Annotated in this window: 11 protein-coding genes and 1 tRNA gene; 3 read left to right on the plus strand and 9 right to left on the minus strand. The window is 54.9% G+C overall.

Translation table 11 applies throughout. The features are described from left to right. Window positions 1–4 precede the first annotated feature (4 nt). Window positions 5–78: transfer RNA gene (locus tag Q2B33_RS16610), tRNA-Pro, on the plus strand. A 387-nt stretch (window positions 79–465) separates the two neighbouring features. Continuing rightward, window positions 466–1665, plus strand: a complete 1200-nt coding sequence (locus tag Q2B33_RS16615; RefSeq protein ID WP_300572288.1) for a GNAT family N-acetyltransferase — start codon at window positions 466–468, stop codon at window positions 1663–1665. A gap of 213 nt (window positions 1666–1878) precedes the next feature. Here the strand turns inward: Q2B33_RS16615 and Q2B33_RS16620 are convergent, their stop codons facing one another. The 4 genes from Q2B33_RS16620 to Q2B33_RS16635 form a co-directional block, all read right to left on the minus strand. Beyond that, window positions 1879–3222: an FAD-dependent oxidoreductase gene (locus tag Q2B33_RS16620; RefSeq protein ID WP_300572286.1), complete on the minus strand. Its 1344-nt coding sequence runs from the start codon at window positions 3220–3222 to the stop codon at window positions 1879–1881. Between the two features lie 89 nt (window positions 3223–3311). Next, window positions 3312–5021 carry an extracellular solute-binding protein gene (locus Q2B33_RS16625; RefSeq protein ID WP_300572284.1) on the minus strand — a complete coding sequence of 570 codons (1710 nt, stop codon included), beginning with the start codon at window positions 5019–5021 and terminating at the stop codon, window positions 3312–3314. 66 nt (window positions 5022–5087) lie between these two features. Next, window positions 5088–5957 carry a carbohydrate ABC transporter permease gene (locus Q2B33_RS16630; protein ID WP_300572282.1) on the minus strand — a complete coding sequence of 290 codons (870 nt, stop codon included), beginning with the start codon at window positions 5955–5957 and terminating at the stop codon, window positions 5088–5090. A 28-nt stretch (window positions 5958–5985) separates the two neighbouring features. Beyond that, window positions 5986–6918, minus strand: coding sequence for a sugar ABC transporter permease (locus tag Q2B33_RS16635; RefSeq protein WP_300572280.1), 933 nt, complete (start codon window positions 6916–6918; stop codon window positions 5986–5988). Between the two features lie 230 nt (window positions 6919–7148). On the opposite strand from Q2B33_RS16635, the gene Q2B33_RS16640 reads away from it, so the two are divergent. Beyond that, window positions 7149–9455: an AraC family transcriptional regulator gene (locus tag Q2B33_RS16640; protein ID WP_300572278.1), complete on the plus strand. Its 2307-nt coding sequence runs from the start codon at window positions 7149–7151 to the stop codon at window positions 9453–9455. 71 nt (window positions 9456–9526) lie between these two features. Here the strand turns inward: Q2B33_RS16640 and Q2B33_RS16645 are convergent, their stop codons facing one another. From Q2B33_RS16645 to Q2B33_RS16665, 5 genes are all read right to left on the minus strand, one after another. Beyond that, the gene (locus tag Q2B33_RS16645) at window positions 9527–11728 is read right to left on the minus strand and encodes an RNA ligase (RefSeq protein WP_300572276.1); all 2202 of its coding nucleotides are present in this window, start codon (window positions 11726–11728) and stop codon (window positions 9527–9529) included. A 60-nt stretch (window positions 11729–11788) separates the two neighbouring features. Next, a complete protein-coding gene (locus Q2B33_RS16650; protein WP_296461839.1) occupies window positions 11789–12676 on the minus strand; it encodes an AraC family transcriptional regulator in 888 nt (295 codons plus the stop codon). Between the two features lie 96 nt (window positions 12677–12772). Beyond that, window positions 12773–13909 carry an aldo/keto reductase gene (locus tag Q2B33_RS16655; protein ID WP_300572274.1) on the minus strand — a complete coding sequence of 379 codons (1137 nt, stop codon included), beginning with the start codon at window positions 13907–13909 and terminating at the stop codon, window positions 12773–12775. Window positions 13910–13937: 28 nt separating this feature from the next. Further along, window positions 13938–14246 carry a hypothetical protein gene (locus tag Q2B33_RS16660; protein WP_300572272.1) on the minus strand — a complete coding sequence of 103 codons (309 nt, stop codon included), beginning with the start codon at window positions 14244–14246 and terminating at the stop codon, window positions 13938–13940. 57 nt (window positions 14247–14303) lie between these two features. Further along, window positions 14304–15544, minus strand: a 1241-nt coding sequence (locus tag Q2B33_RS16665; RefSeq protein WP_300822941.1) for an LCP family protein, incomplete at its 5' end; no start/stop codon positions are given.

The raw sequence follows: 15544 nt of genomic DNA on the forward strand, positions 1-15544 counted from the left end.
ATATCGGCGCGTGGCTCAGCTTGGTAGAGCGCTGCGTTCGGGACGCAGAGGTCGCAAGTTCAAATCTTGTCGCGCCGACTATTGCATGGAAGCCCAGATTCCCAGAGTTTTCAAGGGATTCGGGCTTTTTTGCTTTATAGTACCCCCGGCTTTTCTCTCATTTGTAGCTGTTCTACAAAACAGCAGAAGCCGTGCTTCGCAAGCTTTCCCTTGCCATAAATCATGTAATGGCGAATTATATGGATAAAAGCAGAAAGAAAAAGCACAGTCCAGGTGGAAGCGGCTAAGTCAAGAAATTGATTAAGGCTTGCCGTCGGTCTGACTACAAACATGATTGCCAACATGGGTATTGAAGATGCCAAAAACAGCCAGCCGGGAAACAGATACTAGAACGGGATAACCGACAGACATTGAAGTTTTATGAAAATGATAATTTTTTTAGTCAATGGAGGGTAAAAGAGGATAGTGGATAATTTAACAATCAGAAAAGCTCGGTTAAATCAAACTGACGAGGTTAATGAAATCGTAAGCAAAACGATTAAGGAAATATATTTAAAATACTATTCGAATGAAGTAGTGGATTTCTTTTTGGAATTACATAATCGCGATAATATTATTAATGACATTTCGGAAGGCAATACCTATGTGATTGGTTGTGAAGCTGCCATTCTCGGAACAGGCACAATTAATCAAAATACTATTTCAAGGGTATATATAACCCCAAATAATCAGCATGAGGGAATTGGAACAAAGCTTATGGATTTTTTGGAAAAGGAAATCATAAAGAATTATTCATATGTAAATATAGATGCATCATTGCCGGCTGCTGAATTTTATCGCAAACGAGGATACGAATTTTTAAGACAAGCGGAGCATTCAGTTGCAAATGGTAAATTATTGTCATATTCGATTATGCGAAAGAGAGAATTTGATATAGACCCGGCTTTATATAATGCCCCATCTGTTCTTGTCCGAAAAGAGATCGAATTGCAGGGGCTTGATTTCGATGAATATCAAACAAAAGTTCCAGATAGAGTTTATTTGCTGGCTGACAGTCTGTTTGATACAATGCTCGCAAAGAACGTCGGTACGCTTACATTTGATGTCGGTGGAGGCATATATGTAATGGATCATAACAGCAGTTTAGGTTTTGCAAAGGGTGAGATGTGTTCGCCAGGACTTGCAACTCAAGCAGAGGATTTATATGCAGCAGGAGTTAAGGAACTGATTCATGTAGGCTTTGCCGGTGGGAATAAGATTGGAGATTATGTTCTTACAGATGGGGCTTATAACGATACCTCTATCACCAAATTATATGGATTTAAAGGTGAACTGATTGAATCAACAAAGGATTTGACAGACTCTTTTTGTATGGAGTTGGAGAAAAAGGGGATATCCTGTATTCGTGGTTATCATTGGACAACTGATGGCGGATATGTTCAGCCTGAATGGAGAGGACGATATTTTTTTAACGATATGGGTGCTAAATGCGTTGAGATGGAAGGAGCAGGATTATTTACAATAGCAAATTTCCGCTCTCGTAAGGCAACAGCGATATATGTTGTATCTGATAGCGGCTCTAATGATGAATGGAATCTTGGTTGGGGTGAAAGCACTCTTGAAAATAGTATTCAGAAATTGATGGATGCACTGGCAAAAAGTTAGTGCTGTAACGGAAGCGCTCGACATCCAGATTTATCGGACAGGAAAACTCGGAAAGGAGCTGTAACAGCTTATCCTCTCCGCGGCGTCCTGTCGTTTGCCGATGCTTCAATCGCATCGGCAAACATCTCCACCTGCTCCTGGCCTGATATAACAAAATTCTTTGTAGTTTTTCATGGCTTTGCAGCCTCCTTCAGGCTGGCTCGCTTAATTCCCTTACCCCAGATTCGCAGATCCCCCTCTGGAGAGAGTCCTCGCCACCTCGACCCCGTCCAGCTCCTGTACGGACTGCCCGTGATGGATGGACAGGTACGCTGCCACTCCGGCGGCCTCCCCGATCTGGTTCAGGTTCACCATCACCCGCAGCGCCCCGAAGGCCCCCATGTCCGCGTTCAGCATGCGTCCCGCGGCGATGAAGTTCTGCCACCTCTCCCCCACCAGGCAGCGGAAGGGAAGCTGGTAATAGGTGGGGACAGGCTCTTCCTCCCCGATGCCCTTTTCCCTGCGCCAGTTCCCCCTGGTCACAGTGCCGTCCGCGTTTTCTCTGGTATAGCTCCCGTCGATATACCGCAGCACGATCCCCTTGTCCCCGAAATGCATGTCCGCGCCGTATGTCCCGTTGAGGATGGCGTCCTCGTACCGCGTCCCCAGAAGCAGGTCGTTCTCGTTGGCCTGGTACAGCGTCCTGTAATGGACGCTTTCCCGTATTCCCATATAGGAACAAGCGTTAAGATTGTTGTAGGCCACGCCCGGCTTCCCGTATTTATTCAGCATCTCCACCAGGGCCCGTGCCTTCCTGCGGCCCTCCACCTCGGCTTTGGTCAGGTCGCGGGCGCTGTCGCAGCGGTATCCCACCACATGGGTGTCCGCCCGCATGGTGATGTCCCGGCATCTGGGCAGCCTGTTGTTCCATCCGTAATCCTCCTCCAGGCCGAACTCCTTCCCGTGCCTGCGGATCAGCTTCTGGACATCCAGGCCTTCCGTGTCCCCCTGGAGAAGGAAGCAGGCGGAGGGCGGCTGTATGTTCTCATGCACATAGGACTGGATCCCCAGATCCCTGGCCAGGTCCCCGTCTCCGGTGGCGTCTATGAAAAAGTCCGCCTTCACGGCCCCGCGCCCGTCCTTGTTCTCCACGAAGACAGCCCTGACCTTGTCCCCCTCTGTGTCCAGCCCCACATAATAGGTATGGAACAGATACTCCGCGCCGCTTTCATCCATCAGCCTGTCCAGCTCCACCTTTAGCTCCTGGGGATTGAAGCAGTGGGAATCGGCCCAGTCCACATATCCGGCATTATAGGGTTCCAGCCGGTCAGTGACCTCCGCGCTGAGCCCGGCGATGATCTGTTTCTTCTTCTCCGTGTCCTTATAGGTGTGCCATACATTCACCAGGCCATTTGTAGCCACGCCGCCGAAGCAGTTCTGCTTTTCCGCCAGCATGACCCGCAGGCCCAGCCTTGCCGCCCGCACGGCTGCGAATACGCCGGTGGCGGAGCCTCCCACCACACATAAATCTCCCTGCCATATGACAGGCGTCTGTCTTTGCCGTTCATAAATATACATTATCCCGCACCTCCTGACATCGGGTATTCCCTCGGGACAAGCCGCCGCACACTGGCGGTCCGCCGGTGTGCGCAGCCTTCCTAAAGCTATTACAGGCCCAGTTCCTTGTCGAATCCTTTCTGGTCTTCCGGAAGGGCATCGTACTTGTCGCGGTATATCTGGAGAATCTCCTCATAGCCCATGTCCTTTATCTGCTGCTTGAAGGCCTCCCAGTCTCCCTCCATGTTCTTCTTGCCTGTGATGAAGCTCATCAGCTCTTCTTCCATATAGGTCTTGATAGGGGTCATGACCTCGGACTTGCGCTCCTGCTCCTCTTCCGTGAAGAGAATTGCCATTTTGGGATCGTATCTGCCGAAGTCTTCAGCCTTCAGCCTGTCATTGGCATCCCAGATAATCTGTTTGCTACGGTCATTCAGGCTCGCATCATAACAGTCCTGATCGATGGGAATCCACATGCCGGTTCTGGCATCCAGGCCTTTTTCTGTCCGCTCCTCGGGCTCAATCAGCCATTTCTTCTCGCCGTCCACCACTTCATAGGTCTCTCCCTCTACGCCCCAGTTCACCAGGTCGATCATCTCCTGGGAGAGCTGGTAGTCAATCAGGGCCATGATTTCATCAATGTGCTCGGACTTGGCGCTCACTGCCGTAGACCAGGCTCCCCTTCCGGTAGGCGCCTGCACCCAGGACTGGCCCTGGCCGATTTCTGTCTCTACAAAAGGCATGGCGTCGATTTCGAAGTCCGGATTGTTCTTCTTTCCGTTGCCTACCCAATCGCCTTTGGATTCCGTGTACAGCGCGCCGGTGTATTCACCGAACCAGAAGAATACCTTTCCGCTGACCACCCTGTCTATATACTGGTCGTCAGAGACTGTGGCGAATTCCGGATCGATCAGGTCGGCCGCGTAGAATTTCTGCAGCGTGGCGATAGCCGCCTTGAACTTATCCGTCATAGCGCCGTACTCATAGGTGCCCGTATCCGCGTCCAGGTAAAAGCCCGAGGTACACTGGTACAGGTTCCCCACCACGCCTATCAGATTGCTTGCGCCCCAGCGGTTGGAGATGGGGATGGAATCCGGATATTTCTCCTTCAGCGTCACCAGCGCGTCGTACAGCTCATCGATGGTGGTCGGCACAGGAATATTCTCCTTTTCAAAGATATCTTTTCGATAGAGAGACATAATCGGTGCCTGTCCTCTGGTGTTGAAGTTGGTCAGGCAGTACAGATGCCCCTCCGAGTCCACCGTGTCATAGTAGATTGCGGGAATCTTTTCCATCCAGGCCTTCAGGTTGGGCATTTTGTCGATATAGTCCATGAAATCCACGAACAGACCCTCGCCCGCGAACTGATCCACCAGCGTCTTGTTCACCAGAATCATGTCCGGCAGCTCTCCCGAATTCAGCTTCAGGTTCACCACCGTCCATACATCGGAGGTAGGGGCCAGCGTCCAGTCAATCTTTACATTGGTGTACTTTTCATACTGCTCATCCGCCCACTGGGTCTTGTCTCTGCCGAAATCCGCCGACAGGGCCGTAATCTCAAGGGGCTCTGCCAGAGGGAATGTATAGGCCGCCTGCGCGTCGTCCCCGGACTCCGTGGACTCTGCCGCTTCCGACGAGGCATCGGCCGTCCCTTCCTCTTCCGATGACGGTTCCTCCGCACTCTCAGCCTCCCCGCCTGTCTCCTCCTGCTTCGGCTCCGGTGCGGACTCGGAGCCCTGCGCGTCCCCGCAGCCTGTGGCCAGCAGCGCCATTGCTCCCGCAGTCAGCAGCGCCATTGCTTTCACATGTTTCCTTTTCATAACTGTTCTCCTTCCTTTTGTGGTTTGTTTTTATGATTCCAACGCCCGAGAGCGTTAAATCCGTCCTCACCCCTTCACGGATCCGATCATCACTCCGCTGGCAAAATATTTCTGTAAAAACGGATAGACGCACATAATCGGCAGCATGGCCACTATCATGGTGGCTGCCCGGATTGTCCGGGGATTCACGTTAATCTGCACCATGATGTCCCGCATCCCCTGGCTGCTCATGTCCATGTTCACAATCAACTGCCGCAGATACAGGGACAATGGCTGCATCTTGGAGTCGTTTAAGTAAATCAGCGCATCGAAATAGCTGTTCCAGCTTCCCACGATGGCGAACAGCGACATCGTGGCCAGAAGAGGCTTGGACAGCGGGACAATCACCTTCCAGAAAATCTTGAAATGCCCGGCCCCGTCGATGTAGGCCGCCTCCCGCAGGGCCGCCGGGATGTTCTGGAAGAAGGTGCGGTAAATGATGACATTGTAGGCCGATACGGCCCCGGGCAGCATCATGACCAGCGGATTGTCCAACAGCCCCAGGTTCTTAATCACCATATAGGTGGGTATCATGCCGCCCCCAAAGAACATGGTAATCATAAGGACGATCGTAAGAGGCCTCCTTCCCGAGAAGCTGTCCACCGACAGCGGATAGGCCATCAGTCCGGTGAGCAGCACTGAAGCCACCGTGCTCCCCGCCGCATAGAATATGGAATTCGCATAGGCCCTGCCGAATCTGGCGTCCTTGAAGACATACTTATAGGCATCTATATTAAATTCCACCGGCAGCAGCACCACCTCCCCCCTGGACACGGCTCCCGTATCGCTGAAGGATATGGACACGATATAGATCATAGGAAACAGGATGACCAGCATCAGCGCAAGCAATACCCCATATATCACAATATCTCCAAAACCAAATCTGTTCTTTTTCATATATGTCCCTTTTCCTCTTTCCGGCCCCTTACCAGAGGCTGTTCTCGCTTACCTTCTTGCTGAACGCATTGGCCCCCCAGACGAACACGAAGGATATCACCGACAGCATCAGCCCGATGGCCGCCGCGTAGCTATAGTTGGAGTTCTCCAGCCCATATCTGTAGGTGTAGGTAGAAATCACGTCCGCCGTGCTGTAGGTGGCAGGGCTGTACATCAGCAGAATCTTCTGGAAATCATTGGAGAAAAGGCTCCCCATCCGCATGATCAGGAGGATGACCGTGGTAGGCATGATTCCCGGCAGAGTGATGTAGAGAATCTTCTGCAGCCGGTTGGCCCCGTCTATCCTGGCCGCCTCGTACTGCTCCATATCGATTCCCGCCAGGGCCGCCAGATAGATGATCGATCCGTACCCGACCCCCTGCCACAGCGAAGACCCGATGTACAGCGACCGGAACCACCCCGGCTCCGAGAAGAAGTTCACCGCGCTGCCCCCCAGGGCCACAATCAGCCTGTTGACGATGCCGTCCACGGAGGAGAAAAGTTCCTTCATCAGCCCCACCAAAATCACCACCGATATGAAATGGGGCAGATAGGTCACGGTCTGCACCAGCTTCTTATATCTCGCGTGGCGGATCTCATTCAGCAGCAGCGCCAGGAGGATGGGGGCCGGAAACGTCCACAGCAGGGAGTACAGGCTCAGCAGCACCGTATTCTTAATGATGCGGAAGCAGAATGGATCCCGGAAAAACTGGATAAAATATTTCAGGCCCACGAACTCGCTGCGGAAGAATCCCTTTGAGGGCGTATACCTCTCGAATGCCATCACGATTCCGTAAATGGGAAGATACCTGAAGACGACCACCATGACCAGGGGCGCCAGGCACATGGCGTAAAGCTCTCTGTCCCGCATCCAGATTCGGCTCCACCCGAATCCGTGTTCTTTCTTTTTCTTTCTGTCCAAAGCTGCTACCTCCTTAACCGTGAGATTTGCGATGCGTACGTAACATGTCTTGATTATATGGATTACACAACGCAGGCGCAATCGGCAGTTTCGTTTCATATAGATTTTTCCTGATATCTCGGGCTCTCCGCAATCGGCTTTTTTACACCTTACATATAGCCGATTGTGTTTTCCCCGCTGTATGCTATAATATTTTTGTTCAATATGTACAGTTTTCAAAGGAGATCCGTATGAAGCCCAGATTTATCCAGTCCCAGCTTTCCAGGTTTCAGGAAACCGTATCGGGAACCTTTCTCCTGTTGTTCATGTGCATTATCTTGATTCTGGTTCCCTGCGCGCTGATCACTTCCTATGCCGACCGCCTGATCTCGGAGAAAATCCGCTCCGCGAACCAGAATTTCCTCTATGCCGCTGCCGACTCCATCGACAGCTCCATCCGCATGCCCATCGAACAGAGCTCCCTCATCATAGAGACCAATTTCCCGGATTACTACAGCTTGCTCTATGCCGACTCCATCTCCCACAGCGACACCGTCCTCTCCTCCTACCGCCTGAACAATGCTTTATACGGCAGCAACTACAGCCTGGCCCTCTTCAATACCACGGTCCTGTATTTCAAAAATCCGGGCATCGTGCTGACCGCTTCCGGCTCCTACGATGCCCAGACTTTTTTCCAGAAAAAATATATTTTTGCCGACTATTCCGCCGATTACTTCGACCGGCTCATGGAGATGCCTTTCAAGAGCCAGCCCTGTCCCGCCACGCCCATCCTGACCAGGGACATACGGGGAGACGAGACGATATATTACGAGTCCGTCATCCCCTTTGCCATCCATCCTGTCAATTCCTCTCCTGCGGACGCCCTGTTCATTTTCCTTTTAAGCGAAGCCGAGCTGAACAGAATGCTGGATTCCATCAACTCCAACCAGAGCTGCTACATCTATCTGATGGATACCGTGACCGGAAGCATCTTAAACCACCCCTCCGACACGGACTATGCCTCCCAGCTCTCCCTGTCGGAGCAGGAGTATTCCGGTTCCTCGGGCTTCATGACATTGGAGGGCGGCTCCGGGAGCTGCCGGGTGCTCTGGTGCAATTCCGGCGTGAGCAAGCTGCGCTATATCTGCGTGGAACCCAGGCTCCTGATTACCAGGCAGCTGCGGACATTTTTGATGCTGACCTATTCCATCACCATCGTGGTGGTCATCATCATGATTCTATGCCATCGGATCTTCGCCCGCTGGCTGGCCAGAATCCTCTCACCCATGTTCCTGCGGCTGGAGAAGGCCTTCCATCTGGATAAGAATCCGCCCTCTCTGAAACGGAACGATATCCGCTCCCTGAAGGAGGCATTGGACCTGCTGTGCACCCAGTATGAGGCCAATTACCCCAATCTGGTCAGTTCCTTTCTGTCCAGGCTTCTGCAAAACGATGCGACCGATGAGGAGATATTGGAATTCTGCAGCCATTTCACCGCGTTCCAGCCCCAGGACTATTTCTCTATCCTGGTGATTCGGACGAATTTCTGGTCCTATGAGAAGCCGGTGCCCCCGTCCCCACAGGATGTCCTGGTCAGCCTGCGGCAGCAGTTAAAGGATTACGGCCATGTCATCTCCCTCCGCGACGGAGCCGACTGCCTGTTGTTCCTCACCGCGTCCACCCAGCAGAAACTGAAGAGCCTACGGAGCCGCTTCCTCCATAGCCTGAAGGACATCGCCCCGCGTCTGCCGGAGTTCGTCTGCGGGCAGAGCGCCGATTACCATAGCATCCATGAGACATGCCACCATTATCGCCAGGTGCTGAACCTTCTGGACTATTATGGCATCGCCTCCGAAAAGGCGGTCTACTCCATGGAGGATCTGCGGTCTGCCTCCGTCTGTGTCCTCTCCGCGAAGGAAAAGGACAGAATCCTGGCCCTTGCCAGCCATTCCCCCAATGAGTGCCTGGCCTACATCAGCCAGCTGATGTCCTCCTGGAAGAAGCAGAACGCGGGCTTTGCCTATTACCGGAACACCGTGACAGAGCTGCTGTTCCTGCTGCAGCAGATTTTATGCGAGCTGACCATCCCCTTCTCCGCTGTCTTCCACGACAGCGAGAGCGACCTGGCCGTCCGGGCGGAGCGGATTCTCACCCCAGGCTCCCTGGACCACCTCTGTCTGGAGGCCTACAGGCAACTGACTGAGGTGATGAAGGACCGGAACCTCTCCATAGAGCAGGCGGAGCAGACCCTTCTGCAGTACATCGAGGAGCATCTCGCCGACATCAACCTCACCGTGCTGTCCGATGTGGCGGGGATGAACCAGAATTACCTGAGCCATTATTTCAAAAAGCATTTTGGAATCACATTCCTGGATTATGTGACGCGAAAGAAAATAGAAAAGGCAAAAGAGCTGCTGAGAGGCACCGACCTGACCTGCAAGGCCATCGGGGAGAGCCTGGGCTATCACGACCCCAATACCTTCATCCGGTCCTTCAAGAAGCTGGAGGCCGTAACCCCCAACGAATACCGGCGGACCCACAGGGGACAGCCCACATAAAGGCTGCCCCTCCGTGATTTCCGCAAAAATGCAAAAATATATTCGGATTGCCGTTGCAATCGCGATCGTCCTTACCGCGCCGTCCCCTTCTCCTGATAGAACATATTCCGCAGCGCACAGATGTCCCTGGGCAGGCTCTCCCTGTCCTCCGCGTCGTGCAGCTTCCTGACCCAGGCGTAATACTCGTTGGCCAGGGGCGTAGTCAGGGCGGAGGTCTTGGTGATGTAGCCCTTGCGGATGGCCTCGTGGGACACACTGCGCATGAACTTCCAGAAATTGTAGTAGGCCAGCTTCAGCTTGGTCATGTACCCGGCGCTGTCCTCGATGACGAAGCCCTCGATCCTGCGCCCCCGGTATTCGTAATCCGCCTCCATTACCTCTATGTACCAGTCGTAGAATTCCTGCCAGGTGCCCAGCTCCGCCGCCCTCTCCTTGGGCTCCAGCCCCAGCCTTTCCGCCACATGGCACATGTCCTCATAGCCGTATCTGCCGAATTCCATCTTGTTGTACACGATATCCAGCAGGAACAATCTGCTCTCCGGATATTCAATGATATGCGGGTCGTTCTCCATGTCCACGCACTCGAAGACAAAGGAGACCTCATGTTCCCTGCAGTACGCCTTCAGCTCCTCCAGATGCTCCGGGGACACCTTCCGCCGCACCATCTCCTGGAAATATCCCGCGTACTGGCTGTCTATGGTGGACTTGCTGGCCAGGAACAGTCCGTCCTCGTATTCATTGTAGCTGGCGATCCCCAGGAACCCGTTCTCCTTCACATAGGCCGTCACCGGGAACTGCAGCTTATGCTGCAGCATGTCGAACCTGGTCTCCGGCCGCTCGTTCACATTGAAGAACTTGTCGTAGGCCCTGGCCACCACCTTCCCCTTCGCGGTATCCAGGTACAGGCCCCTGGCCTTGGTGGTCTGGGCGTCCCAGACCCTGTCGTAGAAGGCCTTGTCCGTGTAGTTGAAGGAGGAGATGTTGCCGTACTTCTTCTCCTGGATATATCTGTTCTGGCGCAGGGCGATGATCACGTCCCCGATGTCGCTCTCCGTCACCGTCTGCTCCTGTGCCGCATCCGGCGTCCGGTACACCTCATTGGGCACCTCGATACAGCGGATGCCCTCCCCGTCCACCTGGACGCAGCGCAGGCAGCCGCCGTATTCCACCTGCCCCTCCAGGTTGAACACCCTGTCGTTGACCTGCACGGGCAATTGCTTGGTGTTGCGGTGTCCGTGGATCTGGTAGCAGTTCTGTGGCGTGGTGTCGAAGAAGGACTCGGCTATGACCTCGAAGTCATTGTAGCTTCCCACGCCCTTGATCATCTGCTCCGTGGCCACGAAGGAGATGTTCTCCGGCAGAGTGCTCAGTCCCGCGTGGGTGACCAGGAATATCTTATCGTTATACCGATAATAGGCGCACTGGCCAAATTTCCGGTATAGCTGCCTTACCTGCTTTTTGTCCAGCCCCGCGGCATCCAGCGCCGGCCTGGTGACCAGCTCGAATTCCTTTGACCTGCCTGTGGCGTCATTGGCCCAGTGCCACAGCCACCTCTCGTGGTTGCCCTCCAGCATCAGCACGTTCTTCCGGTTCATGACGGACATCAGGAACCGTACCACCTCCACGTTCTCCAGCCCCCTGTCGATGTAATCCCCCACAAAAATGTACATTTCATCGTCCTTGATGCCGCCGTTGTCCGCCAGGTACTTCTGCAGGGCCGTGTTGCAGCCGTGGATGTCGCCGATGTGGTGGACGCGCTTGTAGGAGGACATGTCGAAGAGCCTGGTCCAGACTGCGTCCAGCTCCTCCGGCCGGATCACCTTGATGCCAGAGGGGATCTTCTGGGTGCGGAATCTGGAGTACATGTTGTCGATCACCGCCTCGGGCACCCGCTTGAAGGTCTCCCTGGCCGCGTTCCTGCGCTTCACCTCCTCGATCGGGATGTCCGTGAAGTCCACGCAGTACATCCTGTACCGATAGGTCTCGCACATCTCCTTGTACCGGTTCATCTCGCTGGTCTTGGAGTTAGTGGCGTCTATGACCGTGAAGTCTCCCCTCTGCATCCTGACCTCCAGGATGGCGAACAATGTCTTCCACACCACACCGTCATTGTCCTGGCTGATCCCCTCCGTGCCGTCCGGCAGCATCACCGGGCTCTGGCACAGCAATCTGATGTCGTCCGCAGACAGGGCGTAGGGCTTCAGGCCATGCTGCTCGATCCAGGTGGATTTCCCGCAGCTTGCGGAGCCCCTCAATAAAAGCAAAATCCTCATTTTCATTCCTCCCAAATATATACTGCATAACGCTGAATCCTGCCGCCAGCCTCCTCTCCCTCACTCCTTCAAAAGCTGGGCGATCAGATGCTCCACCTCGTGAAGCTGTTCCCTGCTGTTCTCCCTGTGGCTGAGCCTGCGGTACTCCGAGGGGGACATGCCCTTCATGGCCCGGAAGGCCTTGGTGAACACCAGCGCGTCATTGTAGCCGCAGGACAGGGCGATGCTCTCTATGGGGTATGTGGTGGAGTCCAGCAGCTCTCTGGCCTTTGTGATGCGGAACGTGGAGAGGAACTGCTGGGGGGACATCCCGAGATAGTTCTGGAACAGGGTATAGAGATAGCTTCTGTTGATGCACACATAATCCGCCACATCCGTCACCTTGATGGGATTGCAGTAATTGCTCTGGATGAAGGACACGGCCTTCTTCACATACTGGTTGCCCTTGTCCTCCTGGTCCCTGGCCACCACGCCGGCGCTCTCGGCCAGCACGGACAGGAACACCCCCAGCAGCCCGTTGCGGCGCAGATCGTCCGCCACGCCGAAGGTATTGTGCTCCATCATGTCCTTAATGATGGAATACAGCTCCTGGTCCCTGTCGCAGGAAAAGACAGGATGCCTGGCGGACAGCCCCATGGCGCTTAAGTACTCCCCCGCCCGGGTCCCGCCGAAGCCCACCCACAGATAGCTCCAGGGCTCCTCCCGGTCCGACTGGTAGAAGGCCAGCTCATTGGGCTGTATCAGGAAGCCGTACCCCGCCTCCAGCCTGTACTCCTTGTCGTGGAACCGGAACAGCCCCCTGCCGCTCAGCACATAGTGTATCAGGTAATGGGGCTTGGAGGCGGGGCCGAAGCTGTGGAGCCCCTCCGTCCGGGAGCATCCGCAGCAGTTCACATACAGGCTGCCCGCCTTATCATTCTCAAAGTCCAGCTTAAAGGCTTTCTCCATGGGAGACCATCTCCTTTTGGCAGGCCCTGACCCTCCAGGCCAGGGCTTTGCCCCGGCCCTCATCCGAAGGCCGGGGCCGCATTTCAGAACGTGATTTCAGAACGCGAATTCCTTCCTGTCCAGATCCGCCTGCACCTTCTCCAGGTCCTCCCGGATATGGAGCTTTTGAGGACACAACTTCTCGCACTTGCCGCACTTCACGCAGTTCTTCGCCTGCTTCTCATCGCCCAGGTTCCGCTCCCAGCTCCCCTTGACCATGTTGTAGTTCTGGTACATATGATAAGTGTTCCAGGCCCGGAAGTTGCCCGGGATGTCCACGCCCGCAGGGCAGGGCATGCAGTAGCGGCAGCCCGTGCAGCCGTTCTGGACGCGGCCCTTAATCAGCGCCACGATGTCCTCGATGGTCTTTCCCTCCTTCTCCGAAAGGGGCCTGAATTCCGCAAAGGTCCTCAGGTTGTCCTCCACCTGCTCCATGGTGCTCATGCCGCTTAGGATGACCTTCACATTGGGCAGGCTCCCCACCCAGCGCAGGGCGTAGGAGGCGATGGAAGCCTCCGGATCCAGGGCCCGGAACTTCCCGGTGATGTCGTCCGCGAAGGCCGCCAGAGATCCGCCCTTGACCGGCTCCATGATGACCAGGGGGATGCCCTTCTCCTCGGTGAGGCGGTATCCCTTCATCCCGGCCTGCTCCTCCGTGTCCATGTAGTTGAGCTGGATCTGGCAGAAGTCCCAGTCCCTGTAGTTCAGAATCTCTTCGAAGACGTCATAGCCGTCATGGAAGGAGAAGCCCAGATACCTGATTTTCCCCTCCGCCTTCAGGGCCTCCAGCTTCTCCACTGCCCCCAGCTCCACCATCTTGTGGAAGCTGTCCTTGTTCAGGGCGTGCATGAGATAGAAGTCTATGTAGTCCGTCTGCAGCCTGCCCAGCTGCTCCTGAAAGGTCGCCTCCACGTCCTCCGGCTTCTCCACCTTCCAGCAGGGCAGCTTGGTGGCCAGGAAGAAGGAATCCCTGTCGTATTTCTTCAGTGCCCTGCCCACGAAGGGCTCGCTTGCGCCGTCGTGGTAAGGATAGGCGGTGTCGATATAGTTCACTCCGGCGGCGATGGCCCTATCCAGCATCCGCTCCGCCTCCGGCTCGTCGATCTTTCCATCCGCGGTTACCGGGAATCGCATGCAGCCGAATCCCAGCAGCGACGTCTCGATTCCCAGTTTCTCCAGTTTTCTTTTCTCCATTTTATTCTCCTCCATTCATTATGATGCGCTATCTTTTCTTCAGCATCTTCTTCTCGCCCTTATTGTAGATTTTCATGGTGACATACGCCTCCACAATCAAAAGCAGCGTGCCCACAAGGCTGACCCACCCTCCGAACAGATAGGTGAAGAACATGGTGAGCACCGCCACCACGCCAAAGCCAAAGACCAGCTTGGCGCAGAACTTATTGTACTTCTTCACGTCCTCCACCTGGATGGGGAACTTGTTGAACACTTTGTTCCTCTCATCGCTGCTGAGAATCTTTGCGCCCACATAAGCGCATGTACCTCCTATGAACAAAAGCAATATCAGATCCATACTCTCCTCCTATCTATCCTTCCGCATCTGCCCTTCCGGCATGTTCCGGGCATCGGCCTATTCTCCGTATATCTTCTCTCTCAGATATCTGGTGTTGGTCTCGAAATCCACCTCCAGCACCTGCATCTCCCGGATTGTCACGTCCCGGTAGGTGTCCGGCTGGGGGATATTGTCGGACACGATGTCGTAGGTCAGCAGCTTCCCCGCCATCAGGCTTAAGGAAAAGCACTCGTTCTTCGTCAGGTTGGTGGTCAGGTTCGGCATGAGGCTGTCTATCAGCCCTCCCGCATTGGTGAGCACGGCTCCCGGAAGCTTGCCGATCACTGCCGTCAGGACCTTCCTCTGGCGCTCCGTCCTGCCGAAGTCCGTGCCCAGGTAGCGGTTCCTGCTGTAGGCCAGGGCCTGGGGGCCGTTCAGGTGCACCACCGCCGGGCCGTTGTCAGCCACGGACAGGTCCATATTGTCCGTGCCCTGTTCCCTGCCGGTGAGCATGTTGTACTCCACCAGATAGCCGTTCACATACTCGATTTCATCCCTGGTCAGCTCCAGCTCTATGCCGTCCACCGCGTCCACCAGATTGGCGAAGGCCTCGAAGTTCACCAGCATGTACCGGTTCACCGGGATGCCGAAGTTGTGCTCGATGGTCTTCATGAGAAGCTCCGCGCCGCCGAAGGCGTATGCCGCGTTCAGGCGGTTGCCGTCATGTCCGGGGATGTCCACATAGATGTCCCGCAGCAGGGAAGTCATGTAGATGGTCTTCGTTCTGCTGCTGATGGACAGGAGGATCATGGCATCGGAGCGGCCGTCCTCCCCGTTCTCTCTGGAGTCGTTGCCGATCAGAAGGATGTTTACGACTCCGTCTTCCTTCATGGGCTCCGCGGCTACGGCCGGCAGCTCCTTATAATTCATCTTTCCATACACCGCTCCCACAAGCTGGTACAGGCCCACGCCCAACAGGGCGATTATCAGTACCACGGCTATCAGGAATTTCCTGAGCCTGTGTTTCTTCCTGCGGCGCTTCTTCTGCGCCCTCGGCGGTGTCTTCGGCTTCTTCGTCATCCGGGAATCCCCCTCCCTCTGCTCCGGCTCTGTCTCTTTGGAATTCCCTTTCTTTTGAGACTTCTTTCTCCTCTGAGGCCTCTCCTCCTCTTCGTATTCTTTCCTTCTGCGGGGCGGCTCCGACTCGTACTCAGGCCGTCTGCCGCGTGGCGGCGCCTCTCCGTACTCAGGCCGTCTGCCGCCTGCCGACTCCGACCCGTACTCCGGATGCCTCCTCCGAGGCGGTTCCTCCCCGTACT

The sequence above is a fragment of the uncultured Acetatifactor sp. genome, assembly GCF_948601915.1.
GTDB lineage: Bacteria > Bacillota > Clostridia > Lachnospirales > Lachnospiraceae > Acetatifactor.

Excerpts from the sequence above, each read along its gene's own strand:
- Q2B33_RS16620 (WP_300572286.1), bottom strand. The coding sequence starts at position 3,222 with ATGTATATTTATGAACGGCAAAGACAGACGCCTGTCATATGGCAGGGA.
- Q2B33_RS16625 (WP_300572284.1), bottom strand. The coding sequence starts at position 5,021 with ATGAAAAGGAAACATGTGAAAGCAATGGCGCTGCTGACTGCGGGAGCA.
- Q2B33_RS16630 (WP_300572282.1), bottom strand. The coding sequence starts at position 5,957 with ATGAAAAAGAACAGATTTGGTTTTGGAGATATTGTGATATATGGGGTA.
- Q2B33_RS16640 (WP_300572278.1), top strand. The coding sequence starts at position 7,149 with ATGAAGCCCAGATTTATCCAGTCCCAGCTTTCCAGGTTTCAGGAAACC.
- Q2B33_RS16645 (WP_300572276.1), bottom strand. The coding sequence starts at position 11,728 with ATGAGGATTTTGCTTTTATTGAGGGGCTCCGCAAGCTGCGGGAAATCC.
- Q2B33_RS16650 (WP_296461839.1), bottom strand. The coding sequence starts at position 12,676 with ATGGAGAAAGCCTTTAAGCTGGACTTTGAGAATGATAAGGCGGGCAGC.
- Q2B33_RS16655 (WP_300572274.1), bottom strand. The coding sequence starts at position 13,909 with ATGGAGAAAAGAAAACTGGAGAAACTGGGAATCGAGACGTCGCTGCTG.
- Q2B33_RS16660 (WP_300572272.1), bottom strand. The coding sequence starts at position 14,246 with ATGGATCTGATATTGCTTTTGTTCATAGGAGGTACATGCGCTTATGTG.